The 25741-nt window shown below is 67.0% G+C and carries 23 protein-coding genes and 3 pseudogenes; 15 read left to right on the plus strand and 11 right to left on the minus strand.

Going from position 1 to position 25741, the window contains the following annotated elements; translation table 11 throughout:
* The first annotated feature begins 10 nt into the window (after nucleotides 1-10).
* Nucleotides 11-730, plus strand: coding sequence for a response regulator transcription factor (locus EAG14_RS20525; RefSeq protein WP_099743714.1), 720 nt, complete (start codon nucleotides 11-13; stop codon nucleotides 728-730).
* An 8-nt stretch (nucleotides 731-738) separates the two neighbouring features.
* A pseudogene (locus EAG14_RS20530) lies at nucleotides 739-2051 on the plus strand (ATP-binding protein).
* 5 nt (nucleotides 2052-2056) lie between these two features.
* Here the strand turns inward: EAG14_RS20530 and EAG14_RS20535 are convergent.
* Complete coding sequence (locus EAG14_RS20535) at nucleotides 2057-3313, minus strand: YbfB/YjiJ family MFS transporter (protein WP_121730575.1); 1257 nt, start codon at nucleotides 3311-3313, stop codon at nucleotides 2057-2059.
* Between the two features lie 112 nt (nucleotides 3314-3425).
* Here EAG14_RS20535 and EAG14_RS20540 point away from each other — a divergent pair.
* The 3 genes and pseudogenes from EAG14_RS20540 (at nucleotide 3426) to EAG14_RS20550 (ending at nucleotide 6511) form a co-directional block, all read left to right on the plus strand.
* A pseudogene (locus EAG14_RS20540) lies at nucleotides 3426-4351 on the plus strand (LysR family transcriptional regulator).
* A 16-nt stretch (nucleotides 4352-4367) separates the two neighbouring features.
* Complete coding sequence (locus EAG14_RS20545; RefSeq protein ID WP_121730576.1) at nucleotides 4368-5441, plus strand: nitronate monooxygenase family protein; 1074 nt, start codon at nucleotides 4368-4370, stop codon at nucleotides 5439-5441.
* 92 nt (nucleotides 5442-5533) lie between these two features.
* The gene (locus tag EAG14_RS20550) at nucleotides 5534-6511 is read left to right on the plus strand and encodes a hypothetical protein (protein ID WP_162996048.1); all 978 of its coding nucleotides are present in this window, start codon (nucleotides 5534-5536) and stop codon (nucleotides 6509-6511) included.
* Between the two features lie 8 nt (nucleotides 6512-6519).
* Here EAG14_RS20550 and EAG14_RS20555 read toward each other — a convergent pair whose 3' ends face one another.
* Nucleotides 6520-7749 carry an O-antigen ligase gene (locus tag EAG14_RS20555; RefSeq protein ID WP_121729979.1) on the minus strand — a complete coding sequence of 410 codons (1230 nt, stop codon included), beginning with the start codon at nucleotides 7747-7749 and terminating at the stop codon, nucleotides 6520-6522.
* Nucleotides 7750-7880: 131 nt separating this feature from the next.
* On the opposite strand from EAG14_RS20555, the gene EAG14_RS20560 reads away from it, so the two are divergent.
* Together EAG14_RS20560 and EAG14_RS20565 are read left to right on the plus strand one after the other, a co-directional pair.
* On the plus strand, nucleotides 7881-8594 hold the full coding sequence (locus EAG14_RS20560) for a hypothetical protein (RefSeq protein ID WP_240456859.1): 714 nt from the start codon (nucleotides 7881-7883) through the stop codon (nucleotides 8592-8594).
* A gap of 8 nt (nucleotides 8595-8602) precedes the next feature.
* A complete protein-coding gene (locus tag EAG14_RS20565) occupies nucleotides 8603-9343 on the plus strand; it encodes a glycosyltransferase family 25 protein (protein WP_121729981.1) in 741 nt (246 codons plus the stop codon).
* Between the two features lie 9 nt (nucleotides 9344-9352).
* Here EAG14_RS20565 and EAG14_RS20570 read toward each other — a convergent pair whose 3' ends face one another.
* The 5 genes from EAG14_RS20570 to radA all read right to left on the minus strand — a co-directional run bounded on the left by EAG14_RS20570 (nucleotide 9353) and on the right by radA (nucleotide 13652).
* The gene (locus EAG14_RS20570) at nucleotides 9353-10450 is read right to left on the minus strand and encodes a glycosyltransferase (RefSeq protein WP_121729982.1); all 1098 of its coding nucleotides are present in this window, start codon (nucleotides 10448-10450) and stop codon (nucleotides 9353-9355) included.
* Between the two features lie 34 nt (nucleotides 10451-10484).
* Nucleotides 10485-10691: a zinc-finger domain-containing protein gene (locus tag EAG14_RS20575; RefSeq protein WP_099657511.1), complete on the minus strand. Its 207-nt coding sequence runs from the start codon at nucleotides 10689-10691 to the stop codon at nucleotides 10485-10487.
* A gap of 2 nt (nucleotides 10692-10693) precedes the next feature.
* Nucleotides 10694-11644 (minus strand): branched-chain amino acid transaminase, encoded by a 951-nt coding sequence (locus EAG14_RS20580; protein WP_099657510.1) that lies wholly within the window; start codon nucleotides 11642-11644, stop codon nucleotides 10694-10696.
* Nucleotides 11645-11742: 98 nt separating this feature from the next.
* Complete coding sequence (locus EAG14_RS20585; protein ID WP_121730577.1) at nucleotides 11743-12156, minus strand: glycerate kinase; 414 nt, start codon at nucleotides 12154-12156, stop codon at nucleotides 11743-11745.
* Between the two features lie 113 nt (nucleotides 12157-12269).
* Complete coding sequence (gene radA / locus EAG14_RS20590; RefSeq protein ID WP_099657509.1) at nucleotides 12270-13652, minus strand: DNA repair protein RadA; 1383 nt, start codon at nucleotides 13650-13652, stop codon at nucleotides 12270-12272.
* Nucleotides 13653-13764: 112 nt separating this feature from the next.
* Between radA and hpaI the strand changes: the two genes are divergently transcribed.
* From hpaI to EAG14_RS20605, 3 genes are all read left to right on the plus strand, one after another.
* A complete protein-coding gene (hpaI, locus tag EAG14_RS20595; RefSeq protein WP_099743710.1) occupies nucleotides 13765-14595 on the plus strand; it encodes a 4-hydroxy-2-oxoheptanedioate aldolase in 831 nt (276 codons plus the stop codon).
* Nucleotides 14596-14642: 47 nt separating this feature from the next.
* Nucleotides 14643-15620: a 2-dehydropantoate 2-reductase gene (locus tag EAG14_RS20600; protein ID WP_121729983.1), complete on the plus strand. Its 978-nt coding sequence runs from the start codon at nucleotides 14643-14645 to the stop codon at nucleotides 15618-15620.
* A 74-nt stretch (nucleotides 15621-15694) separates the two neighbouring features.
* On the plus strand, nucleotides 15695-16309 hold the full coding sequence (locus EAG14_RS20605; protein ID WP_121729984.1) for a glutathione S-transferase family protein: 615 nt from the start codon (nucleotides 15695-15697) through the stop codon (nucleotides 16307-16309).
* Nucleotides 16310-16517: 208 nt separating this feature from the next.
* Here EAG14_RS20605 and EAG14_RS20610 read toward each other — a convergent pair whose 3' ends face one another.
* Together EAG14_RS20610 and EAG14_RS20615 are read right to left on the minus strand one after the other, a co-directional pair.
* Nucleotides 16518-18098, minus strand: a complete 1581-nt coding sequence (locus tag EAG14_RS20610) for an ABC transporter substrate-binding protein (RefSeq protein ID WP_099657505.1) — start codon at nucleotides 18096-18098, stop codon at nucleotides 16518-16520.
* A 74-nt stretch (nucleotides 18099-18172) separates the two neighbouring features.
* The gene (locus tag EAG14_RS20615) at nucleotides 18173-18781 is read right to left on the minus strand and encodes a LysE/ArgO family amino acid transporter (protein WP_121729985.1); all 609 of its coding nucleotides are present in this window, start codon (nucleotides 18779-18781) and stop codon (nucleotides 18173-18175) included.
* A gap of 77 nt (nucleotides 18782-18858) precedes the next feature.
* Between EAG14_RS20615 and EAG14_RS20620 the strand changes: the two genes are divergently transcribed.
* Complete coding sequence (locus EAG14_RS20620) at nucleotides 18859-19749, plus strand: LysR family transcriptional regulator ArgP (protein ID WP_121729986.1); 891 nt, start codon at nucleotides 18859-18861, stop codon at nucleotides 19747-19749.
* Between the two features lie 22 nt (nucleotides 19750-19771).
* Here EAG14_RS20620 and EAG14_RS20625 read toward each other — a convergent pair whose 3' ends face one another.
* A complete protein-coding gene (locus tag EAG14_RS20625) occupies nucleotides 19772-20578 on the minus strand; it encodes a siderophore-interacting protein (protein WP_121729987.1) in 807 nt (268 codons plus the stop codon).
* A gap of 91 nt (nucleotides 20579-20669) precedes the next feature.
* Between EAG14_RS20625 and EAG14_RS20630 the strand changes: the two genes are divergently transcribed.
* Entirely contained in the window at nucleotides 20670-21104 is a 435-nt protein-coding gene (locus tag EAG14_RS20630; protein WP_099743709.1) for a MarR family winged helix-turn-helix transcriptional regulator, read from the plus strand.
* 153 nt (nucleotides 21105-21257) lie between these two features.
* Here the strand turns inward: EAG14_RS20630 and EAG14_RS20635 are convergent.
* Nucleotides 21258-23101: pseudogene (locus EAG14_RS20635) on the minus strand (ABC transporter ATP-binding protein).
* Between the two features lie 264 nt (nucleotides 23102-23365).
* On the opposite strand from EAG14_RS20635, the gene EAG14_RS20640 reads away from it, so the two are divergent.
* Genes EAG14_RS20640 through EAG14_RS20650 form a run of 3 tightly spaced genes read left to right on the plus strand, consistent with a single transcriptional unit; the run spans nucleotide 23366 to nucleotide 25690 of the window.
* A complete protein-coding gene (locus EAG14_RS20640) occupies nucleotides 23366-23668 on the plus strand; it encodes an iron uptake protein (RefSeq protein WP_099657495.1) in 303 nt (100 codons plus the stop codon).
* A 14-nt stretch (nucleotides 23669-23682) separates the two neighbouring features.
* On the plus strand, nucleotides 23683-25383 hold the full coding sequence (locus tag EAG14_RS20645; RefSeq protein ID WP_121729988.1) for a PepSY domain-containing protein: 1701 nt from the start codon (nucleotides 23683-23685) through the stop codon (nucleotides 25381-25383).
* On the plus strand, nucleotides 25376-25690 hold the full coding sequence (locus EAG14_RS20650) for a DUF3325 domain-containing protein (protein WP_099657493.1): 315 nt from the start codon (nucleotides 25376-25378) through the stop codon (nucleotides 25688-25690). The genes EAG14_RS20645 and EAG14_RS20650 overlap by 8 nt, the downstream gene beginning before the upstream one ends.
* Nucleotides 25691-25741: the final 51 nt, after the last annotated feature.

Here is a 25741-nt window from a genome sequence, read left to right on the forward strand (position 1 = left end):
CACTGAATCCATGAGCTCGCAACTGCTGATGATCGAAGACGACACCCGCCTCGCAGAGATGGTGGGTGAGTACCTGGGCCAGTCGGGCCTGCATGTGACGCACCGGGCCGATGGCAAAAGCGGCCTGGCCCAGTTGCAGGGCCCCGAGGCAGGCGCCCTGCCCGACCTGGTCATCCTGGACCTGATGCTGCCCGACATGGACGGGCTGGAGGTCTGCCGCCGCATCCGCTCGCTGCAGGGCTCTGCCGCACAGGTGCCGGTGCTGATGCTCACCGCCAAGGGCGACCCGATGGACCGCATCATCGGCCTGGAGCTGGGCGCCGACGACTACCTGCCCAAGCCGTTTGAGCCCCGCGAGCTGCTGGCGCGCATCCGCGCCATCTTGCGCCGCCGCACCGACGGCGGCGCCGCAGCCGCCACGCAGGCGCTGCGCTTTGGCTCGCTGGAGATCGACCGCGACTCGCGCACCGTCACCGTGGGGGGACAGGTGGCCGACCTGACCTCGTACCAGTTCGACCTGCTGGTGGCCCTGGCCGAACGCGCAGGCCGCGTGCTGACGCGCGATCAGATCATGGAAGCCGTGCGCGGCCGCGAGCTGGACGCGTTTGACCGCTCCATTGACGTGCACATGGGCCGCATCCGCGCCGCCATCGAGCAAGACGCCAAGAACCCCCGCCGCATCCTCACCGTGCGCGGCGTGGGCTATGTGTTTGCCAAGCAGCAGGATTGAGCCCCGCCGTGAAGCTCTCCAACCCGTTTGCCCAGCGCCTGTCCCTGCGCATCTGGCTGGCCGTGGTGGCCGGCATGGCCGTGCTGACGCTGGCCGTGGGCTGGGCCTGGCGGGTGGCGGTGGAAGAAGGCAACATGGCGCAGCCCGCACCGCATGGACGGGAATTGCTGCTGCGCAGCGCCGACGGGCAGACCGTGATGCGCGGCTATGCGGTGCGCGAGCCCGGCCCGCCGGGTGAAGGCATCGACTTCCGCATTGAAACGGACAACGGCGAGAAGTTCACCCTGGAGCTGGGGCCCAAGCCCCGCGTGAAGACCGGCGAGGCGAGCGCGCCGATGAACGCGGCGGCGAGCGGCGGCGTGCCGTGGGCCCGCCCGGCCCTCCGGGTGGCCCACCCGGAGGGGCTGACCGCGCCTTCTGGCTGCGCCCCCCGTTTGGCTTCGTCTGGATGCTGGCCATCATGGGCCTGGCGGCCGCGCTGGGCGTGTACCCCGTCATTCGCCGGCTGACCCTGCGGCTGGAGGCCTTGCAGCGCAGCGTGAAAAAGTTTGGCGAAGGCGACCTGTCAGTGCGCGTACCCGAGACCGGGCAAGACGAGGTGGCCGACCTGGCACGCCAGTTCAATGCGGCGGCCGCGCGGGTCGAGACCCTGGTCAAATCGCACAAGTCGCTGCTGGCCAATGCCTCGCATGAGTTGCGCTCACCCCTCACCCGCATCCGCATGGGGCTGGAGCTGATGGGGGGCGACCAGCCCTCGCCCGCCTTCCGCGCAGAAATCTTGCGCAACATTGCCGAGCTGGACCAGCTGGTGGATGAAATCCTGCTGGCCAGCCGCCTGGACGCCCGCGAGGCCGATGTGGGCACCGTGGAAGAAGTGGATCTGATCGGCTTGGCCGCCGAGGAATGCGCCCGCGTGGACGCCGACTTGGACGTGAGCGCCGTGCCCGAGGGGCTGGAGGCGCACGGCATCTCCAAACTGCTGCGCCGCGCCATCCGCAACCTGCTGGAGAACGCCCGCCGCTACAGCACGGGCGAGATCACCGTGGTGGTGCAACGCGCCGGCGGCATGGCCGAAGTGCGCGTGTGCGACCGGGGCCCCGGTGTGCCACCTGCGCAGCGCGAACGCATCTTCGAGCCGTTTTACCGCTTGCCCGGCGCCAGCGAACGCTCGGGCGGCGTGGGCCTGGGGCTGGCACTGGTGCGGTCGATTGCCGGGCGCCACAACGGCACCGTGCACTGCGAAGACCACGCGGGCGGCGGTGCCTGCTTTGTGCTGCGGCTGCCGCTGGCGCAGCCCGTTGCAGGGCCTCACACGCCATAGTGAGTTCAAAGGCCAGGGGGCTTCAAGGGCCAGCGCCACACCATGGCGGCATACAGCACCGCCCCCAGCACCAGTGCCCCGGCAGCAGCTCCCAGCCCCTGCGCAAAACCTTGCCCCTGCGTAGCGGCGCCGTGCAGCAGCCACGCCACCATGGGTGGGCCTGCAATTTGCCCCACGCCATAGGCGGCCGTCAGCAGGCCGGTAAAGCTGTCCCCCGCCGCAGGCCACACCCGGCGTGCCTCTTGCAGGGCATAAAAGGTGATGGCCGTGAAGGGCAGCCCCAGCAGCCAACTGCCCAGCGCAAACCCTGCGGCGCCGGGCCACACCAGGGTCAAGGCGATGGCAGCCGCCTGCATCAAATAGGCCCCCAGCAGCAGCCAGCGGCGGTCCCACCGGGCGGGGGTGCGGGTAGACAGCGCCGCGCCCATGGCGACACCCGCGCCAAACAGCGGCCAGAACAAATCAGGCCAAGGCGAACCCGCAGGCAAGGCAGAGCGCGCAATCACCGGCAAAAACGTGGCCGTGACGATGTACCCCAGCCCCGCCAACCCGTAGGCCAGCGTGAGCAGGCTGCGGGCCGCCACCCCCAGCCCGGCGGGCGCAGCCAAAGGGGCCTGCGTGCTGGCCGCGTTGGGCTGGGGCAAGCCCTGCAGCACCGGCCACACCAAGGCGCACAGCCCCACGCACAGCAGGCCAAACACAGCCCAGCCCGCCGCTGCGGGCCAGTGCCAGGCCACCATGGCGCTGGCCGACAAGCCCGTGAGCGCAATGCCCAGCCCCGGCCCACAAAAAATGAAGCCCCCGAGCGCGGGCTGCCCCAGCGCCACCAAGCGCAACATGCACCAGGCCGAGACGTTCAAAAACACCAGGGCGCTGGCCACCCCTGCGGCAAAGCGCAGCGCAGGCCAAGCCCACGGCCAAGGCAAGGCCATGCCCAGCGTCAACACCACCGTGGCCAGTAACCCCCAGCGCGCCAGCCGCGCCGCATGCCAGCGCTGGCGCGCACGCGGCGCCACCCACGGGAAGGCCATGCAGGCCAGCGCCCCCAGCAGGTAGCCCACATAGTTGGCCGTGGCCAACCAGCTGCCACCGGCCAGCGACACGACCCCGTCGTGCAGCATCATGGGCAGCAGCGGGGTAAAGGCAAAGCGGCCAATGCCCATGGCCGCCGCCAGCGCTGCCATGCCCGCCAGGGCCACGGTGTAGGGGCGGTCAAACAGGGCGACGGGGGCAGACGAAGAGGCCGAGGCAGAAGAGGACATGAGGGCAGGTTCCAGGCCACCAGAGAGCGCCTGCTGAGCAGTGGCGGCCACCTGGCGTATTATTCTGAATTGAGATTTATTTTTTATAAATCATCTCACAAAGAGAATATTCATGGACCTTGCTGCACTGGAAATCTTTCGCGCCGTCGCCGCCGAAGGCAGCGTGACCCGGGCGGCCGAGCGGCTGGGCCGCGTGCAGTCCAACGTGACCACGCGCGTTCAGCAACTGGAGGAGCAACTGGGCGCTCCGCTGTTTTTGCGCGAAGGGCGGCGCATGCTGCTGACGCCCGCGGGTGAATCGCTGCGCGGCTATGCCGACCGCCTGCTGGCGCTGGCCGAAGAGGCCCGCCAGGCGGTGCACCCCACCCACCCCAGCGGGCGCCTGCGCCTGGGCGCCATGGAAAGCACCGCCGCCGCACGCCTGCCGCAGCCCCTAGCACGGCTGCATGCGCAGTGGCCCGAGGTGGAGCTGGAGCTGACCACCGGCGCCTCTGCCCCCTGGCAGAGCAGGTGCTGGCCCACACCCTGGACGCCGCCCTGGTGGCCTGGCCTTTGCAGGGGTTAGCGCCCGATGCCCCGCTGGAACGCACCACGGTGTACCAGGAATCTTTGCTGCTGGCCCTGCCCGCCGACCACCCGCCGGTGCACAGCCCGGCCGATCTGCAGTTGCACACGCTGGCAGCCTTCGGCACCGGCTGCACCTACCGCCACCTGGGCGAGGCCTGGATGCAGCAGGCCCCTGGCACGGCCCAATCCATAGGCACAGGCAAGCCCCCCAAGGTGCTCGAGCTGGCGTCGTACCACGCCATCCTGGCCTGCGTGGCCGCAGGCCGCTGCGCGGGCGTAGTGCCCCAGGCCGTGTGGGACCTGATGCGTGATCCCCCCGCACTGCGCCTGGTGCCGCTGCAGCACTGCGACACCGTGCTGGTGCGCCGGCGCGGCTACCAGTCGCCCGCGCTCGATGCCCTGCTGGACACCTTGTTCAGCCTGCGGCAGGGCCACGGCCCCGCCGTGCCCACCTGGATTTCCTCGACCTGAAATGGAGCCCGCACCCATGAGCTATTCACTTTTGCAGCGCCTGCTCATCACCCTGCCCATTGTCCAGGGCCCCATGACGGGGGCTGACAGCCCCGCGCTGGCCGCCGCCGTCTCGGCTGCGGGCGGGTTGGGCATGCTGGGCTGCGGCATGCGCTCGCCCGCCGCCATGGCCGAGGCTGCGGCCGCCGTACGGCAGTTGACGGACCGGCCCTTTGGCATGAACCTCTTTGTGCAAGCCACCCCCACCCCCGATGCGGCCACGGTGCAGGCCGCGCTGCAGCGCCTGGCGCCGTTGTATGCCGAGCTGGGCCTCACGCCCGAGGTGCCCGCGCAGTGGTGCGAAGACTTTGGCGCCCAGCTGGACGCCCTGGTGGCGCTGCGCCCGGCGGTGGCCAGCTTCACCTTTGGCATCCTGACCGCCGCGCAAGTGGCGCGCCTGCAAGCAGTGGGCAGCCTGGTGGTGGGCACCGCCACCACGGTGGCCGAGGCCCAGGCCTGGGCTGCAGTGGGGGCCGATGCGGTGTGCGCCAGCGGCATGGAAGCCGGGGGCCACCGGGGCACGTTTTTGGGCGATTTCCGGTCAAGCCTGGTGGGCACCCTGGCGCTGGTGCCCCAGTGCGTGGATGCGCTGGACATCCCGGTGATTGCAGCGGGCGGCATCATGGACGGGCGCGGCATTGCCGCCGCCCAGGCCCTGGGCGCGCAAGCAGTGCAGATGGGCACGGCCTTTTTGACCTGCCCCGAGTCCAGCATCAGCCCCGCCTACCGCCAGGCCCTGGTGCAGGCCAAGGACACCGACACGCGGCTGACCCGCATCTTCTCAGGCCGCCCCGCGCGCGGCATCGTCAACCCCATGATGCAAGCCATGGCGGCCGACGAGGCGAATGTGCCGGCCTACCCCGTGCAAAACGCGCTGACCGGCGCCCTGCGCCGCGCCGCAGCCGCCCAGGGCCGCTCCAGCCATTTGTCGCTGTGGGCTGGCCAGGGGGTGGCAGCCGTACGGCCCCAGCCTGCAGCCCAGCTGGTGGCAGCACTGGCCGAGGAATGGCGGGCGGCTTGCAGGCAGCTCAGCGCGGCCACCGCGCACTGAGCACGCTGCCGAGCGAAAGCCCGAGGGCGCACGGGGTGCAAGGCCGCAGCCTGCGTGCCCCTGCCTACAATCGGCCCGAACCCCGATTGCCCATGCCCCACATCATCGCCAACCCTTTCACGCTGACGGAGTTTTTGCTCGACAGCCTGCCCCCCGCGCAACGGGCCGGTGTGCTGACGCACCCCAAGCGCATCAAGGGCGTGGCCTATTCACTGCTGAAGGCGCTGGACGCGTGGTGCCCGTTTCGGCTGCCGGGGTTTCGCCCGTTTCCTGAGGCTTACCTGCAGGCGCTGCAGGCCATTCCTGAGCAAGCGCCGGTGCTGATTTTCGGGATCGAGAACATCAAGGACCTGCGCATTCTGCGCAAGTACCTGCGCACCCGGCGCATCGCGGTGTTCACCTGGAATCCGGTCATCGACTACCAGCAAAACCACCGGGTGCGGCAGTTGCACATCCAGCAGCTCAAGGGGCTGGGGTTTCACATCTTCACGTTCGACCCGGGCGATGCGCAGCGCTACGGCCTCACGCTCACGCAGCAGGTGTACCGGTCTGTCGAGGGTTTGCGCCAACCCCTGCCCGAGGCGTTTGACATCTACTTTCTGGGGCAGGACAAGCACCGTTTCGAGACCCTGCGCACGCTGGCCGAGCAATGGCACAGCCTGGGCCTGCGCACCTGCCTGCGCATGGTGCCCGAGCCGGGCCAAAACTACGCTCCGGTGCCCGGCCTGGAAGTGCTGGCGCACAGCATCGACTACCTCAGCAACATCGACAGCATCAACCACGCCCGCTGCCTGCTGGAGATCACCCAGGCCAACCAGAGCGGGCTGACGGTGCGCTGCCTGGAGGCGCTGTTCTTTGACAAAAAGCTCATCACCAACAACCCATGCGTGCGCACGCTGCCGTTTTACAACCCCGCGCGCTTTTTCATCCTGGGGCAGGATGACCCCCAGGCCCTCCCTGCGTTCTTGCAAGCCCCCATGCCGCCGCTGCCCCCTGGGGACTTGCAGCCGTACGACTTTGCACACTGGGTGCAGCAGTTCGACCACATCACGGACCCAGCGCGGGCCTGACGGGCCAATCAGGCCAGCACACCAGCCTGCGCCTTGGCGCACGGCCGCAGCGGCGCCGTCAGCACCAGCACCAGGCCAAAGCTGTAGGCCAGCCCTTCGTTGGCCAGCCAGATGCCGCTGTGCGTGAGGCTGCCCACGCAGGCCACCCCCACGAAGGCAAAAGCCACGGCGCGGTCCAGCCGCTCCATGCGTGCGGCTTGCCACAGGGCGGCAGCAAACACGGCCGCAAAGGCCAGCAGCCCCGGAATCCCGTGCTCGATCATGAAAAACAAGAACTGGTTGTGCGGATGGAACGAGCCCGCCGCGCACCACTCGGGCGTAGTGGCAATGCGGCAAAACTCGCCGTGGTAAGCCCCGGTGCCCCAACCCAACCAGGGCTTTTGCCAGAACAGATCCAGCCCATAGTGCAAGAAATACAGGCGCGGCCCGATGGAGGTCGTGGTCTCGGGCACCTCGCCCAGCTCTTTCAGGCCCAGTGCCACACGCGGAACAATGGTGGGCGACAACAGCACGGCGCCCGCCAGCAGCACCGCGACCAGTGCCAGGGCCATCCACCACCGGCGCACCGGCACCAGCGCCAAGACAAAGGCCAGCACGGCCACCGCCGTGGCCACATAGCCCGTGCGCCCGTAGAGCAGCTGGGTGTTGCACACAAAAGCCAACGCTGCCACGGCCAGCCAGGCACCCCGCTGCCAAGCCACGTTGGCGCGTAGCGCCAAGTACAGGCCGCGCAGCATCAGCAGGGCCATCAGCACGCTTTGGGTGATGTAGTCCTTGAACACAGAATGGTCGCCGCCCCAGCCCAGCGTCTGGGCGCGCGACCAGGGCAGCCGCCACCAGATGCTGAGGTAGCTGCTGGCCAACGTGAACAGGGCAGCGATGGTGAAAGCCGTCCAGCAGCGCTCGCGGGTTTTCTCATCCTGCGCCAGCAGCGAGATGGCGATGACCATGAGCAACAGTTTGTCGTACTTGAGCCAGTGGTCCAGCACCACGCGCCAGGGGGCGGTGGTGTACACAGCCCCCAGCAAAATGATGGCGTACAGGACCAGCAATGGGAGGGAGACGGCATTGCCGCGGGCAGCATCCCAACGCTGGCGCCAGTCGCCCGCCAGCAACCAGGCAAGCACCAGGCACAGCAGCGAGATGTTGGCCCCCGCAAGCGTCCACGGGATGGAAAAGAAGGCTGCGATGGCACTGAAAACAGCCGCCGAGCGCAGGAAAACGTGGGGATACTGCATAGACCTTGTCGCCACAACGGCAACAACATTGACACCAGGCCAGCACATCACTGGTGCCCAGGCCGCGATAATTAGAGCCTCACATTATCCATTGCACGGCGGCAGCCCCTGCGCCTGCGTGCTTCGCGCCCATGCCCCAACCTATCGTTCACACCATGCACTGGGACAACATCCCCAGTGTCATCCTGCAAAAGCAGCGTGAAGTTTTTGCCGCCCTGGACGTTCCGCTGCAGCAGGAATCTGCGCACCGCATCCCCCATGGCACCTGGATGAACAGCGTGGTGGAGCGCATGGCATCCGACGACATCGTCATCTTTTGCGACATTGACGCCTTCCCGCTCAAGCGCTCGGCCTACGACCTGGCCGTGGCCCACGCAGAGCAAGGCGCCATCTTCGGCCTGTCGCAGTTTTCCAACCACAAGAAAACCACTGAAACCTATGCGGGCCCCATGTTCATGGCGTTTCGCAAAAGCGTGTGGGAGCGGCTGGGGAGCCCCGACCTCAAATCATCGTCGGCCTTTGACGCGGCCGAAGGCCTGTCGGCCCTGGCGCGCCAGCAAGGCGTGCCGCTGGTGCTGCACAAACCCACCTCCACGCTGATTTCCAAGTTTGCCCTGGGCAACGAAGGGGTGTTTGGCATTGGCACCTTCTACGGCGACAACGACTTCTTTCACCTGTTCGAGTCGCGCGAGCCCGCGTACGAGCAATTGCTGGTGGCCGTGGCCGACGACGCCATCGCGCAGCGCCCCTTGCAGTTTGCCTGCTACCTGGAGGCTGCCATTGCCCTGCAACAAGGCACCCCGGTCAAAAAGAAGCGCCGCTGGTGGCGCCGCCTGCTGGGTTGAGCGCACCCATGAGCCTGCCCATCGTCTTCATCAACCTGGACCGCGACGCCGAGCGCCGCACGCGGCTGCTGGCCGCATTGCAGTCCATCGACATGCCCAGCGAGCGCTTTCCTGCGGTGTGGTGGGCAGACGTGCCCCCCGAACAAACCAGCCGCTGGTACAGCGACGCCTTGAATGCACGCCAGTACTACAAGCCCCTGCGCAATGGCGAAAAGGGCTGCTACGCCAGCCACATCGGCGCCTGGCAACAGCTGCTGGCCAGCGACGCGCCCGCGCTGGTGGTGCTGGAAGACGACGTGCGCCTGACACCCCAGTTTGCCGAAGTAGTGAACGCCATCGCTGCCCTGCCGGAGCCCTGGGACATGGTGAAACTGCTGGGCCGCGACCGCGAGAAGGTGCGGTCTGAACGCCCCCTGGTGCCAGGCACCACGCTGGTGGACTACAGCCGCGTGCCCAGCATGACGGCGGGCTATGTGGTCAGCCGCGCCGGGGCCGCCAAGCTGCTGGCCCACCGCCAGCCCTTTGGCAGGCCGATCGATGTGGACCTGCGCTTTTGGTGGGAATGCGATCAGCTGCGCATCCTGGGCGTTTCGCCCTCGGCCATTGCCCTGGACGACACCAGCGAGGTCAGCAGCATCTGGGACACCCGCGACACCCTCACCCCCGGCCAGCGCTGGCGCAAGTTCACGATGAAGCTGGCACTGACCGTGGGCAATGCCTGGCACCGCCGTCGTTTGCCCAAGCTCTGAGAACCTGCCTCAGGGAGTCCCAAGCGCATGCACGCGCTCCAGCAGTTGCTGGTAGCGGGTGTGCATCTTTGCCAGGCTGTACTCCTGCACGGCCTGCGACCGTGCCGCTTCACCCAGGCGGGCTGCGCGGGCCGGGTCGGCCAGCAAGCCCGCCAGCGCCAGCGCCAAGGCGGGGGCATCGCCCTCAGGCACCAGCAGGCCGGTGCGGCCGGACTGCATCACGCCACGCACCCCCACCACATCCGAGGCCACACAGGCGCAGCCTGCGGCCATACCTTCGACCAAGGCCAGGGGCATGCCCTCGTAGTGGGTGGCAAGCACAAAAATCTGGTTTTGCATCAGGCGCTGGGGCAGGTCGGCCACGGGTCCCAAAAAGTGCACCTGATCGGCCACCCCACGCTGCTCGGCCAGGGCGCGCATGCGCTTTTGAATGCCTGCCTTGCCGCCGCCGGCCAGGTACACGGGGGCAGTCACGCCCTGGGCCTTGAGCAAGGCCGCAGCTTCAATCAGGGTGGCATGGTCCTTCTGGCGGGCAAAGCGGGCCGCCATCACGATGCCGGGCGCGCGCTGGGCAAAGGGCACCAGGGCCGACTCGGGGAACCGATCCAGGTCAATGCCGTTGGGAATGGCCACACAGCGCTCTGCCGGAAACCCGCGCGCCACCAGTTGCTCGCGCACGCCTTCAGACACGCCCACCGTGGCCGCCGTGCGGCCCGCCAGCCACAGTGCCTGCTTGAGGCGCCAGCGCGTGTAGCGCTCGCGCGAGTTGTGCTCTACATGCACCATGCGGGGCACCTTGGCCCACAGGCCTGCATAGCGGCCCCACAGGTGCTCGCTGTAGCCATGGGTAACCAGGATGTCAGGGCGCCACTGCAGCGCCAGCGCGCGCAGGGCCCACACCGTGGCGAAATGGGTCCAGCCGGGCACCACGCGCACATCCAGGCCCTGGACGCGCAAGGCGTCCACCTTGTCCGGCAGCGTGGTGCGGCGTTTGCGGCGCAGCACCAGCACCACGTCCTGCCCCGCACTGCGGGCGGCCAGGCACAGGTCTACCGCCACCTGGGTGGCGCCAGAGAACCCCCCGGTGACGAAATGCATCACCCGCATGGCGCCCCCGGCAGCCGGCTGCGCCGCTGCAAGCTCAGTGCCCTGCGCGGACGACTTCGCCCGCCTTCAGGCGGTACACCGTGCCGCAATAGGGGCACTTGCCCTCGCCGTGGTGGGCCACGTCCAGGTACACCTTGGGGTGGCTGTTCCAGAGCTTCATGTCGGCCTTGGGGTTGGGGCAGAACACGCCGCCTTGGGCGTTCAGATCCTTGGCCAGAACTTCAATAACTGCTTGCGACATGATCAAACCTTGGTGAGCCAGTGGGCGTATTGGGGGTTGCGGCCGTTGACGATGTCAAAGAACGCAGTTTGGATTTTTTCGGTGATGGGGCCACGGCTGCCCACGTAGCTGCCCTTGCCCAGCTCAATGCGGTCCAGCTCGCGGATGGGCGTGACTTCGGCCGCCGTGCCGGTGAAGAAGGCTTCATCGGCGATGTACACCTCGTCGCGCGTGATGCGCTTTTGCACGATCTCCAGGCCCAGGTCCTTGGCGATGTGGAAGACGGTGTTGCGGGTGATGCCGTTCAGAGCCCCAGCCGACAGGTCGGGCGTGTAGATCACGCCGTTCTTGACCACAAAGATGTTCTCGCCCGCACCTTCGGACACGAAGCCCGAGCTGTCGAGCAGCAGCGCTTCGTCGTAGCCCTCATCGGTGGCTTCCATGTTGGCCAGGATGGAGTTGGTGTAGTTGCTCACCGCCTTGGCCTGCGTCATGGTGATATTGACGTGGTGGCGCGTGTAGCTGCTGGTCTTGACGCGGATACCGCGCTTCATGCCCTCTTCGCCCAGGTATGCGCCCCAGGCCCAGGCGGCCACCATCAGGTGGATGGTGTTGCCCTTGGGGCTGACGCCCAGCTTTTTGTCGCCAATCCAGGTCAGGGGGCGGATGTAGCCGGATTCGAGCTTGTTTTCGCGGATGACCGCTTTTTGCGCCTCGTTCACCTCTTCCTGGGTGAACGGGATCTTCATGCGCAGGATCTTGGCGCTGTTGAACAGGCGCTCGGTGTGCTCCTGCAGGCGGAAAATCGCCGGGCCATTGACGGTGTTGTAGGCGCGCACGCCTTCAAAGGCGCCGCAGCCGTAGTGCAGGGTGTGGGTCAGCACATGGATCTTGGCGTCGCGCCAATCGACCATTTGGCCGTCCATCCAGATTTTGCCGTCACGGTCGGCCATCGAGGGAACTACGGGGCTCATGGGTGTCCTTTGTGGGTTGCTGTGGTTGAGCAAGCCCCTGATTTTACGGGCGGCAGCAGGGGCCGCGCACGCAAAACCAGCCCACCCCGGCCAGGGCCTTATTCAGCGGCGGTGGGTTCCTGCGCTTGCGGCCGCTCCAGCGTCCACTTTTGCAGGCGGCCCTTGGCAAATTCACAGGTCACATGCGACTGCGTGCCGTCGGTCCAGCGGTAGATCTCCGGATCGGTGTCCGCGGGCGAGAGGCGCTCGCCCAGCGACTGGGTCATCGCCATCACGTGCATCAGGTTCACGCCGGACTTGAGCCGGGCATTGAGCATGACCGCACTGCCCACATACCCAATAGGGCGCTTGGCGGCCTTGCGCATCACATTCATCAACCGGGTGAAATGCAGCAGCGCCCACATGACCAAGCCGCCCACCACAGCCGCCACACCGGGCCAGCCTGCAGAGGCATAACCCACCAGCACCAATCCGATCACCCCGATGGGGACAAAAATATTGCGCAAATTCATGGGCGCCATTGTCGTATGCCCAGGCCATGCCCCTGCTGCGGAGAGTGCGTACAGGGCGCCGCGACCATGTCGCTCCCTGGTCGCGGTTGCTCCGCCGCTCGCCCTCGCCCCAGTCAGACCAGGCCACGCACCACGTTCATGGCCTCTTCCACCCGCTCCACGGCGTGGATGGTGAGACCCTCGATGGGCTTCTTGGGCGCGTTGGCCTTGGGCACCACGGCCACGCTGAAGCCCAGTTTGGCGGCCTCCTTCAAGCGCTCTTGCCCACGCGGGGCGGGGCGCACTTCACCGGCCAGCCCCACTTCACCAAAGGCCAAAAAGCCCCGGGGCAGCGCCTTGCCCCGCAGGCTGCTCGTGATGGACAGCATGACCGCGAGGTCGGCTGCAGGCTCGCTGATGCGCACGCCGCCCACCGCGTTCACAAACACATCCTGGTCCATGCAGGCCACGCCCGCGTGGCGGTGCAGCACGGCCAGCAGCATGGCCAGGCGGTCCTTGTCCAGGCCCACCGACAGGCGGCGCGGGCTGGGCCCGCCGCTGTCCACCAGCGCCTGGATCTCGACCAGCATGGGGCGCGTGCCTTCCAGCGTCACCATCACGCAGCTGCCCGGTACGGGATCGCTGTGCTGGCTCAAAAAGATGGCGCTCGGGTTGCTCACGCCCTTGAGGCCCTTTTCGGTCATGGCGAACACGCCGATCTCGTTCACAGCGCCAAAGCGGTTCTTGATGGCGCGCACCAGGCGGAACTGGCTGTGCGTGTCGCCTTCGAAGTACAGCACCGTGTCCACCATGTGCTCCAGCACGCGCGGCCCAGCCAGCGCGCCTTCTTTAGTGACGTGGCCGACCAGAATGACCGCAATGCCCGTGCCTTTGGCCATGCGCGTGAGGTGCGCCGCGCATTCGCGCACCTGGGCGACCGAGCCCGGTGCGCTGGTGAGCTGGTCGGAATAGGTCGTCTGGATGGAGTCGATGACGACCACGGACGGTTGCGTGGCCTCGACCGTCGCCAGAATTTTTTCGAGCTGGATCTCGGCCAGCAGCTGCACCTGGCTGCCCTCAATGCCCAGGCGCCGCGAGCGCAGCGCCACCTGGGCGCCGCTTTCCTCACCCGTCACATACAGGGTGGGCAGGCCTGCGCGCTGCAGCGCGTCCATGGCCTGCAACAGCAGGGTCGATTTGCCAATGCCCGGATCGCCCCCGATGAGCACCACGCCGCCCTCCACGATGCCGCCGCCCAGCACACGGTCCAGCTCGTCGATGCCGCTGGGGGTGCGCGCCACGTCCTGGGCCTCGATGGCGGCCAGTGGCGTCACAGCCTGCGCGTTGGCCAGACCGGCGTAGCCTTGCGGCGTACTCAGGCGGTTTTTGCCAGCGCCCGCTTCCGCCACGGTTTCCACCAGCGTGTTCCAGGCGCCGCAGGACGGGCATTTGCCCAGCCAGCGCGGGCTGGTGCCGCCGCATTCGGAGCAGGTGAAGGTGGTTTTGTCTTTGGCCATGGAAGGTATCGGTAAGGAGCCCCAAGCGGGGGCAGCCGACTATAGCGGCCGCGCCTGCACGCAACCGCCACAGCCCGTACGATGGCGGGCTTGGCACCGCATGGAGTTGACATTGCAGACACCCATCAACCGTTTCAAACAGGCCATGGCCCAAGGCCAGGCGCAGATCGGTCTGTGGCTCGGGTTGGCCGACGCCTACAGCGCAGAAATCCTCGCGGGCACCGGCTACGACTGGCTGCTGGTGGACGGCGAGCACGCGCCCAACGATGTGCGCAGCATCCTGCACCAGCTGCAGGCCATTGCCAGCGCGGCCAGCGCCCTGCCACCCGGCGCACAAGCGCCCCACCCCATCGCCCGCGTGCCCGTGGGCGACACTGCACTCATCAAGCAGTACCTGGACCTGGGCGCACAGACGCTGCTGGTGCCCATGGTGGACACCCCCGAGCAGGCCCAGGAACTGGTGCGCGCCACGCGCTATGCGCCCGAAGGCGTGCGCGGCATGGGCAGCGCCCTGGCCCGCTCATCGCGCTGGCAGGCCTACCCCCAGTATGTGCACGAAGCCAACCAGCAGGTCTGCCTGCTGGTACAGGCCGAGACGGTGCAGGCCATGGGCCACCTCGATGCCATCGCGGCGACACCCGGTGTGGACGGCATCTTCATCGGCCCGGCCGACCTGTCCGCCTCCATGGGCCACCCCGGCAACCCGGGGCACCCGGACGTGCAGGCCGCCATCCATGACGGCATTGCGCGCATCCTGCGCGCGGGCAAGGCACCGGGCATTCTGGCCACCACCGAGTCGCAGGCGCGCCAGTGGCTGGCCGCTGGCGCGCTGTTTGTGGCTGTGGGGGTCGACACCATGCTGCTGGCCAGCGCCGCCCAGGATTTGCTGGCACGCTTTCGCACAGCAACCACCACCCCGGTTGCCCGCCCAGCGGGCTATTGATACCGCCACGCATTCAAAACACAACGCAAGACAAAGGCTCTATCACCATGAAAGCATGTATTTACGGCGCCGGCGCCATTGGCGGCTGGATGGGCATGGCACTGGCGCAGGCGGGCTGCCAGCTCAGCCTGGTGGCCCGCGGCGCCACGCTGGCGGCTTTGCAAGCCGATGGCTTGCGCCTGCGGCGCCCTGATGGATCGGTGGCGCAAACGGCCGTGACCGCCCACGCCGACCCCGCCGCGCTGGGCGTGCAAGACCTGGTCGTGCTGGCCGTCAAGGCGCCCGGCCTGCCCGATGTGGCGCGCGCCATCGCCCCGCTGATCGGGCCGGACACCATCGTGCTCACCGCCATGAACGGTGTGCCCTGGTGGTTTCTGGACGGGTTTGGCGGTGCCGCCGAAGGGCACGCGCTCCAGTCTGTGGACGCTGGCGGCGTAATCGCCAGCGCCATTCCCGCGCGCAACGTGGTGGGCAGCGTGGTGCACACCAGCTGCTCGCTGGAAGCCCCGGGTTTCGTCCGCCAGCACTTTGGCAACCGCCTGATCGTGGGCGAGCCCGATGGCAGCCAGAGCGCCCGCCTGCAGGCGCTGGTGGGCATGCTGCAGCGCGGCGGCATCGACGCGGAAGCCTCAGGCTGCATCCAGAAAGACATCTGGTTCAAGCTGTGGGGCAACCTCACCATGAACCCCATCAGCGCCCTCACCGGCGCCACCACCGACCGCATCCTGGACGACGACTTGGTGCGCGGCTTTGTCAGCGCCGTGATGCTCGAAGCCAAGGCCATTGGCGACAAGTTGGGCCTGCCGATTGACCAGCAACCCGAAGACCGCCACGCCGTCACCCGCAAGCTGGGCGCGTTCAAGACCTCGATGCTGCAGGACGTGGAAGCGAACAAGCCCATGGAGATCGACGCCCTGGTGGGCGCCGTGCGCGAGCTGGGGCAGATCACCGGCACCCCCACGCCCCACACCGACGCCCTGCTGGGCCTGGTGCGGCTGATGGCGCGCACACGCGGCCTGTATTGATTGATTTTTAAACCAAAATAGCCTCTAGCGCTTATTCATCCAGCGCGACAAGCTATCAACTTCATAGCAAACCCATGACCACACTCACGCTTTACTACACCCCCGGCACCTGCGCGCAAGCTGTGCGCATTGCGTTGGAAGAGGCCGGTGCCGCTCACCACCTGGTGCGCGTGGACTTTGCAGCGGGCCAGCAGCGCACGCCCGAGTACCTCGCCATCAACCCCAAGGGCCGCGTGCCTGCCCTGGTCACGCCCCAAGGCACCTTGACCGAAACACCCGCGCTGCTGGCCTATGTGGCGCAAAGCTATCCGGCCGCGCAGCTGGCGCCCACCGATGCCTACGGCTTTGCGCGCCTGCAAGAGTTCCAAAGCTACCTCGCGTCCACCGTGCACATCGCCCATGCCCACCGCCCCCGCGCCAGCCGCTGGGCCGACGAGCCCGAGGCCCAGGCCGCGATGCAGCGCAAAGTGGCGCAGAACATGATCGACTGCTTCAACCTCATCGAAACCCACTATCTGGGCGATGGCCCGTGGGTGATGGGCGAGCAGTACACCGTGGCCGACGGCTATCTGTTCACCATCGGCACCTGGCTGCAAAGCGATGGGGTGGACATTGCCCAATTCCCCAAGGTGCACGCCCACACACAGCGCGTGTTGCAGCGGCCTGCGGTGCAGCGCGCGCTGGCTTAAAGCATCCCGCAATCGGCACAAAAAAAGCCCCGGGGCTTGGGCAGCACCGGGGCTTTTTTTCTGGTTCGGGTCTGCTTCTACCTACCCACCGTTCACGCTGAGCCTGTCGAAGCGCGGCGCATGGCTAGGGCAGGCTCAGCCCGAACGGGCGATGGTGGAACAGAGCAGCAGACCCAAAGACGGCCCGGTCGCCCAGGCCCCTCACCCATCAATTCACCTTCAAATAGCGCCAGTCAATGCGGTTGTCGGCGCGGTGAATGATGTCCACCTTCTTCGTGGCAGCCCAAGGGATTACCTGGTTGTACAGCGGGATGTGCGAGACCAGCTCATGCTCCTTGATCAGCGCTTGCTCGATCAGCTGGTTGCGCGTGGTGGCATCGGTTTCCTTCTTCACGCGCTCGACCAGGGCGTCGATTTGCGGATCAGAGAAGCGGCCCAGGTTGAAGTTGCCATCGCCGCCCGCACCCGTCGTGCGCACCAGCGACTGCAGGCTGTAGAACGCATCGAACGTGGGCACACCCCAGCCCAACAGGTAGATGCTGGCTTCGTTGCGCTGGATCATCGGGAAATAGGTGGCAAACGGCAGCGAGCGCAGCTTGGCCTTCACGCCCACCTTGGCCCACTGCGAGGTGATGGCCTGGCACAGCTGTTCGTCGTTGATGTAGCGGCCTGCGCTGCACGCAAAGTCCACTTCAAACCCGTTGGGGTAGCCCGCATCGGCCAGCAGCTTTTGTGCGGCCTTGGCGTCGTAGGGATAGCGCACATCGGCCTTCTTGCTCCAGCCATTGACCTGGTTGGCAATCAGCGTGCCTGTGGGCTGCGCCAGGCCGCGCAGCACCACGCGCTGGATGGACTGGATATCGATCGCCTGGTACAGCGCCTTGCGCACGCGCAGGTCCTTGAGCGGGTTCTTGCCCTTCACGTCCGAGCCGGGCAGCTCGTCGCGGAACTGGTCCAGGCCTAGGAAGATGGTGCGGTACTCCGGCCCTTCCAGCACCTGCAGATTGGGCGTCTGCTTGATGCGCGAGAGGTCTTGCAGGCTGGGGTCGATCACAAAATCCACCTCACCCGACAGCAACGCCGCCGTGCGCGTGGCATCGGCCTTGATGGGGGTGTAGACGATCTCGGTCAGGTTGGTGGGGTACTTGCCCTTGCCCCACCAGTTCGGGTTGGGCTCCAGCACCACGCGCTGGTCGGGTGCCCACTGCTTGAGCTGGTAAGGGCCGGTGCCCAGCGCGTTGCGGTGGGCAAAGTTTTCGTCCTTGGTCTTGATGTCCTTGGGCTCCACCGACTTGTTCTTCTCGGCCCAGGCCTTGCTCATGATGCGCAGCTCGGTGAGCTGGTTCACCAGCACCGGGTTGGGCAGGTCGGAGTGTATATCGATGGTGTAGGCATCGACCTTTTCCACGCGATCAATGCCCTGGGTGTAGACAGCGAAGTTGGAGCTTTTGGCCTTGGCCCGCTCCAGCGAGAACTTGGCATCGTCGGCCGTGAACTCGCTGCCATCGCTGAACTTGACGCCCTTGCGCAGCGTCAGGCGCAGCTGCGTGGGCTTGATGAGCTTCCACTCGGTGGCGAGCGACGGCTCTGGCTTGAAGGTCTTGCTGTTGTATTCGACCAGCGTGTCGTACACCGCGCCGTGCATGGTGTTGTTCACACCCACGTTCTGGGTGTGGATGTCCCAGGTGGAAATATCTACCGAGCGAGACCAACGGAAAGTAGCGGCCTGCGCCGCCAGGGGCAAGGCCGTGGCCACGGCAGCCGCCAGCAAAAGGGTTTTGAAACGCATGGGGAATCACTCCAGATCAGTCAATTCCCCCACTATGAACCAAACCGCAGCGCGATGTAACGAACTTATCGTTCTTAGCTTAGAGCCATCGCAAATGCCAGCGCCATCATGCAAGCCGCTGTGACCCCATCGAGCACCCGCCACGCCTGGGGCGAGGCAAACAGCGGGGCCAGCCAGCGGGCGCCAAAGCCAATGGCGGTGAACCACAGGGCACTCGCCAACGCCCCCCCGGTTGCAAAGGCGGCCCGCCCCCACATGGGGTAAGGGCTTGCCATGGTGCCCAGCAGCACCACGGTGTCCAGGTACACGTGGGGGTTGAGCCAGGTCAAGGCCAGCAGCGTGAGCACCGTGCTGCGCAGCGGGTTGCCCGGCCCGCCCGCGGCCACCAGCAACTGACCGGGCCGCAGCGCCCGCGCACCGGCCTGCAAGGCATAGGCCAGCAAGAAGGCCGCACCCGCCCAACGCATCCACTGCCCCCACTCGGGCCGCGCCAGCAGCACCCCGCCCATGCCCCACACCCCGGCCTGCAGCAGCACCGCGTCGGACAAAGCGCACAGCACCACCACGGGCAGCACATGCTCGCGGCGCAAGCCCTGGCGCAGCACAAACGCGTTTTGCGCGCCAATGGCCATGATCAGCATGGCGGTGGAACTGAAGCCGTGGACAAAAGCAGTGGTGGTCATGGCGGTGGATTTTCGGCATTGCACACTAGTCACGCCAGCTATACTTTTTAACGATCCGTCAGAATCGCTAACCACCCATGCAACTCGACTCCGCCCAGCTCAACGCCTTTGCCACGGTGATCGACGAGGGCAGCTTTGAGCGCGCGGCCGCCGTGCTGCATGTCACGCGCTCGGCGGTGTCCCAGCGCATCAAACTGCTGGAAGAGCGCGTGGGCCAGGTGCTGGTGCGCCGCGCCACGCCCTGCACCCCCACCGATGCCGGGCAGGCCCTGTACCGCCACGCCCGCGAGGTGGCCTTGAGCGAGGCCGACGCGCTGGCCACCATTGGCGGCGGCCAGCGCAGCGCCACGCGCCTGGCCATCGGCGTCAATGCCGACTCGTTGGCCACCTGGTTCCCGGCCGCGATGGCGCAGGCGGCCGAGGACCAGCCCATCACCTTCGACATCCATGTGGAAGACCAGGACCACTCGGCCAACCTGCTGCGCGAAGGCCGCGTAATGGCCGCCGTGACCGCCGACCCGCAGCCTGTGCAGGGCTGCAAGGTGCTGCCCCTGGGCACCCTGCGCTACCGCGCGCTGGCCAGCCCGGCCTTCATGCAGCGGCACTTTGCAACGGGCGTGACGGCCGCCACCCTGGCGCTGGCGCCCATGCTGGTGTTCAACCGCAAAGACGCATTGCAAGAGCGCTTTGTGCGCCGCATCACCCGCCGCGCCCTCACACCGCCCGTGCACTGGCTGCCCGAGGCGCATGCCTTCGTCAAAGCCACCGAGTCCGGTCTGGGCTGGGGCATGACGCCAGACCCCATGGTGGAGAGCCATCTGCGCGCGGGCACGCTGGTCGAGCTGATTCCGGGCAAGCCCGTGGACGTGGCGCTGTACTGGCAATACTGGCGGCTGAACGTGCAGGCCCTGGCGCACATGACCGCCGCCGTGCAGGCCCAGGCGCGCAGTGCGCTGCCTGCACGCTGATAGGTTCAGCCTCCCTGCCGGTTCAGGCCGTCAGGTTCTCGTGGTGGTCGGCCTCGCCGCGCTTCCAGTACGCGGCGATGCGCATGCGCTTGGCGTCCACACCCGGCTTGGCAGCCAGCACGCCACGCAGCGCAGCCATCTCACTGTGCTCGCCCGCCGCCCAGATGTAGCCAGAGCCTGCGGGCACCGCCAGCGCCTGCGCAGTCTCTGTCAGCGAATCCACCCAGGCCACGTCCAGCTGCGCCGCCGATGCCAGCGTGCGCTGGTCTTGCGGGTTGCGCAGCTGCACGCGCACCACGGCGCGGGTGGTGGCAGGCAGCTCGGCCAGGCGGCGGGCCATAGCGGGTAGCGCGGTTTCATCGCCCAGCAGCCAGTGCCAGTCAAACCCCACCGGAATCACAAGGCTGCCACGCGGCCCCGCAATGCCCGCCCACTGGCCCACCTGCACAGCGGCCGCCCAATCCGATGCAGGCCCGGCATCGTGCAAAGCCACCTCGATATCGAGCGTGCCCTGCACCGCATCAAAGTGGGCCGGGGTGTAGTCGCGCAGCACCGGGCGCGGCCCGGTGAACTGGGGCCGCCCATCCACCAGCTCGGGCAGGCTGGCGCGCTCTTGCCCCGGCACGGGCAGGATGAGCTTCACATGGTCGTCAAACCCGGCGCTAGCAAAGCCGGCCAGATCGGGGCCTGCCAGCGTCAGCCGCACAAAGCCGGGGCTGATTTGCGTGCGGCGCACCACCTGCACATGCCGCCCCTTGAGAGGGTGGCGCACACGCTGCACGGCCAAAGGGTCGGCCACATTGGCGGTGGCCGCGGGGGGAGAAGTCACAGAGGGATCAGAATGCTGGGTCACGATTTAAAATTGTTGATTAAGTCAACCAAATATCATGTATTTGGTTGACTTTGTCAACAACAAAGCCATGTCCACGAACCGCCCCGCCCAGATTTTTGAAGCCATGCACGACCTGGTGCATGTGTACCGCGCCCGCATGATGGAGGGGGTGGCATCCATCCACCCTGAGCTGACGCACAACGAGGTGCGCGCCCTCATGTTCGTGGGGCGCCACCCCGGCGCCACGCAAAAAGAACTGGTGCAACACGCCAGCGCCGACAAGGCCCAGATCGCCCGCCTGGTGGCCCTGCTGCTGGACAAAGGCTGGCTGCAATGTGCCCCGCACGAGCACGACAAACGCAGCCGCTGCCTGCACCTGAGCCCCCAGGGTCAAGCCCTGTTCAACGCCGTGCGCCAGGCCCGCAGCACCCTGGCCGCCGACCTGCTCCAGCCCGTGCCCGCTGCATCGCAAGCCCAGTTGCTGGACTTGTTGGAGCAGTTGCGGGGGCAGTTAGGGCGCTAGCCTGTTGGGTCTTGTGACGCCTTATACGGATTCGCGTTCAGCCCATCAGAACCCAAAGAACCCAAACCGTTTGGGCTGAGCTTGTCGAAGCCTTGCGCAGCGCTTCGACAAGCTCAGCGTGAACGGTTTCGTATTTTTGAGTGCATGCGGGCCTCACTCCTCGCCGCGCTGCGCCTCTCCCAAGAACCCGCCGCTCTGGTGCGCCCACAGGCGGGCGTAGATGCCGCCCTGGGCCAGCAGTTGGGCGTGGGTGCCTTCTTCGACGATGCGGCCTGCATCCATGACGATGAGGCGGTCCATCGCTGCGATGGTGGACAGGCGGTGGGCGATGGCGATGACGGTTTTTCCCTGCATGAGGCCATCCAGGCTTTGCTGGATGGCGGCTTCGACCTCAGAGTCGAGGGCGCTGGTGGCTTCGTCCAGCAGCAGGATGGGCGCGTCTTTGAGCATGACGCGGGCGATGGCCACGCGCTGGCGCTGGCCGCCCGAGAGCTTGATGCCGCGCTCGCCCACATGGGCCTCATAGCCCCGGCGGCCTTGGAGATCGGTCAGGGTGTCGATGAAGGCGGCGGCCTCGGCGCGCTCGGCGGCGGCATGCAGGTCGGCCTCGCTGGCGTCGGGGCGGCCGTACAGGATGTTGTCGCGCATGGAGCGGTGCAGCAGCGAGGTGTCTTGCGTGACCATGCCAATGGCGTGGCGCAGGCTGTCTTGCGTGACGTGGGCGATGTCCTGCCCGTCGATCAGTACGCGCCCGCCCTGCAGGTCATGAAAACGCAGCAGCAGGTTGACCAGCGTGGACTTGCCCGCGCCGGAGCGGCCGATGAGGCCGATCCGCTCACCGGGGCGGATGGTGAGGTCCAGCGCGTCGATGACGGGGCGCCCACCGTCCTGGTAGGCAAAGCGCACTTGTTCAAAGCGCACTTCGCCCTGCGTGACGCGCAGCGGCTGGGCGCCAGCGGCGTCCACCACCTGGCGGGGGCGGGTCAGTGTGTTGATGCCGTCCTGGATGGTGCCCACGCTCTCGAACAAGGTGGTCACTTCCCACATCACCCAGTGGGCGTGGCCCGCCACGCGCAACGACATGGCCGTGACGGCGGCCACGGCGCCTGCGCCCACCTGGCCTTGGGTCCACAGCCACAGCGCGGTGCCGCAGGCCCCCAGGATCATGCCCACCACCAGCACCTGGTTGACGATTTCAAACAGGCTCACCAAGCGCATCTGCGCGTAGCCGGTGAGCTTGAAGGCGTCCATGGCGGCGCGGGCAAATTCGGCCTCGCGGTGGGTGTGCGAGAAGAGCTTGACGGTGGCGATGTTGGTGTAGGCGTCGGTGATGCGCCCGGTCATGAGGGCGCGGGCATCGGCCTGCGCGCGGCTGACCTGGCCCAGGCGCGGCACAAAGTACCAGCAGGCCAGGCCATAGCACACGATCCATGCGCCAAAGGGCAGCAGCAGCCGTGCATCAAAGCCCCCCGCCAGCAGCAAGATGGTGACGAGGTACACGCCCATGCCCACGACCACGTCGGTGGTGGTGAAGAGCATGTCGCGCACGGCCAGGGCGGTCTGCATGATCTTGGTGGTGATGCGGCCCGCAAACTCGTCGGCATAGAAGGCCATGCTCTGGCCCAGCATCAGGCGGTGAAAATTCCAGCGCAGGCGCAGCGGCAGGTTGATGGCAAGCGCCTGGTGCTTGAGGCTGGTTTGCAGCGCCACCAGCACGATGCTGGCCACCATGGCGGCGGCCACCCACAGCATGGTGTTGCCCCGCTGGGCCCACAGTGTGGCGGGCGTGGCGGCAGCAATCCAGTCCACCACCCGGCCCAGCACGGCAAACAGCAGCGCTTCGTACACGGCAATCAGGGCCGACAGCCCCGCCATGGCCAGCACGTAGCCGCGCACGCCGCGCGCGCAGGCCCAGACAAAGGCCACAAAGCCCTTGGGCGGCAGGGTGGGCTCGTGGCGGGGTAGGAAAGAACGCGTTTCTCGAAAAATTTGAACAGCACAGGCAAGGGTCTCCAGAGGCCGCCATGGTAGTGGGGGACGCGCGCCGGCGCCCGCACGGCGACATTGGCCCCAAGGCATTTTTGCTATTAATTTCATAGCTTTTGGCGCTTATCGCACGGGCGCTTCAATCCATTTCCTCACAAAATACTGCGCCAACCGCACCCGCGCATCGCCCCAGGACATAGGGCCACAGGTGGGCAAAACGTCTTCACCAAACGATAATCGCCAATCATTCTCATTTATTTTCATCCACCCACACCATGAGCACCGGAACCCTCTCCACCCCTCGCAGGCATGTGCTGCTGCGCATTGCGGCCGCCGTGCTGGGGGGCTACGCCTTTTGCTGGGGCTTTGTGGCGCTCAGCATGGCCGGCCTGTTTGCGCTGGGCATGTCGTTCCACGACGCAGAACACCTGTGCGCCATGTTGGCCTTTTTGCTGTACGTGACGGTGTTTTGCTGGGCCTTTGCGGCCCGCAGCCTGGCGCGGGTGTGGGCGGTGCTGGCGGGCGGCGCAGCGCTGATGGCGGGCGCGGCCTCGCTTTTGCAGACCACGCTGGTCTGAGACGGGAGATCACGATGTTTCAAAACGCTCGCCAGGCGCTGACCTGGCTGCACACCTGGTTCGGGCTGGCGCTCGGGTTTGTGTTGATGGTGGTGTTCTTCTTCGGGGCACTGTCGGTGTTCGACCGCGAGATCGACCGCTGGGCGATTCCGCAGTCGCGCTTTGCGCCGCAGCCCATGCCCTCGTTTGACAAGGTGCTGCGCCCGGTGTTTGACAGCATGCAGCCAACGCCCGAGAGCGTGGAAGCCCTGCGCACCAAAACCGGCCTGCCCATGCCCGAGCGGTTTGAGACCATCCAGCGCCTGGGCGCCTACACCACCCACCGCGACCCGGTGCTGGGCGTGTTTGCAGGCTTTGAGCTGCCCGGCTCCAAGGACCACGACGACGTGGCCTGGGGCAACCGCACCATCGACCCACGCACCGGCGCAGCGCTGCCAGACGACCGGCTCAAGGTGGGCAGCCAGTTCTTCTACCCGCTGCACTACAGCCTGAACTTCCACTGGAAGGACCTGGGCACCTGGATCGTGGGCTTTGCGGCGCTGATGATGCTGGTGGCGCTGGTCAGCGGCGTGGTCATGCACCGCAAGTTCTTCCGCGAGTTTTTCACCTTCCGCCCCACCAAAAGCACGCAACGCAGCGCGCTGGATCTGCACAACATGACAGGCGTGCTGGCACTGCCGTTCCACTTCTTCTTTGCCTTCACGGGGCTGGTGATTTTTGCGGGCATCTACTTCCCGGTGGCGCACACGCAGCTCAACCCGCTGCACGAGTTGCACGAAAAGCTCGAAGCCGCCGAGACCGGCCTGCCGCACGAACGCTCAGGCGTGGCTGCGCCGCTGGCCTCGGTCGATGCGATGGTGGCCGAGGCCCAGCGCCGCTGGGCCGCGCAGGGCATGGCGGGCGACGTGGGCTTTTTGGCGCTGCAGCACGTGGGCGACGCCAATGGCTACGTGAGCGTGTACCGCGCGGGCACCGACCGCATTGCGCTGGTGGGCAACGGCATCCACTTCAAGGCCAGCACGGGCGCGCTGCTGCGCGAAGACCCGCCGCACAGTGCCGTCAACAGCGTCAACGAGTTCCTCACCGGGCTGCACCTGCAGCACTTCAGGCACTGGCTGCTGCGCTGGATGTATGTGCTGGGCGGGCTGATGGGCTGCGTGTGCATTGCCACAGGCTTTGTGTTCTTTGTAGAAAAGCGCAAGAAGCAACACGCCAAGCAAAGCAGCCAGGGCGCACGCGCGGTGGACGCGCTGGCCACCACCACCGTCACGGGCATGGTGCTGGCCGCGCTGGGCATTTTGATTGCCAACCGATTGCTGCCTGACGCCCTGCCCGCTGGCTGGCCCAACCGCGGCAGTCTGGAGCAATACGCCTTCTGGGCCACCTGGGCGCTGGCGCTGGGCCACGCTTTCTGGCGCAGCGCGCCGGTGGCGCAGGGCCGCATGTCACCCGCATGGCGCGAGCAGTGCTGGGCCATTGCCGCACTGGCCGTGTGCGCCGTGGTGCTGAACTGGGTGACCACCGGCGACCACCTCATCAAGACGCTGAGCGCAGGCTACTGGCCCGTGGCAGGTGTGGACTTGTTCATATTGACCGGCGCCGCCGTGGCCTTGCTGGCGGCGCGCAAGCTCACCCAGCGTGCGCAAGGCGCCCCGGCCACCCCGGCCCGGGCGACCCACCCGCGCACCAACCCCACGGAGACCGCACATGCCTGATGCAGTGATGCTTGCCGCGGCCCTGGCCGCCAGTGTGCTGGGCATGGCCTGGCTGGCCCTGGCCATGGAGACGCATTGGGAGCAGGTGCGCGGCACCGCCCCCCTGCCCGCCCGCACGGTGCGCGCCCTGCGCCTGCTGGGCGCCGCAGGCCTGGGCGCCTCGCTGGCGCTGTGCCTGGCGGTGGACCATGCCTCCATGGCCGCGCTGGTGTGGGTGATGGGCCTGGCCGCCAGCGCGCTGGCCGTGGCCTTTGCCCTGAGCTGGCGCCCGCGCTGGCTGGCAGTGCTGATGCCCTGGGTGCGCTGAGCCCCTGGTGATCCATCCGCTCTTGGCTTTAAGTGTTTTATGCCTCTAGCG

Origin of the sequence: Acidovorax sp. 1608163 (assembly GCF_003669015.1) — a bacterium.
Lineage (GTDB): Bacteria > Pseudomonadota > Gammaproteobacteria > Burkholderiales > Burkholderiaceae_C > Acidovorax.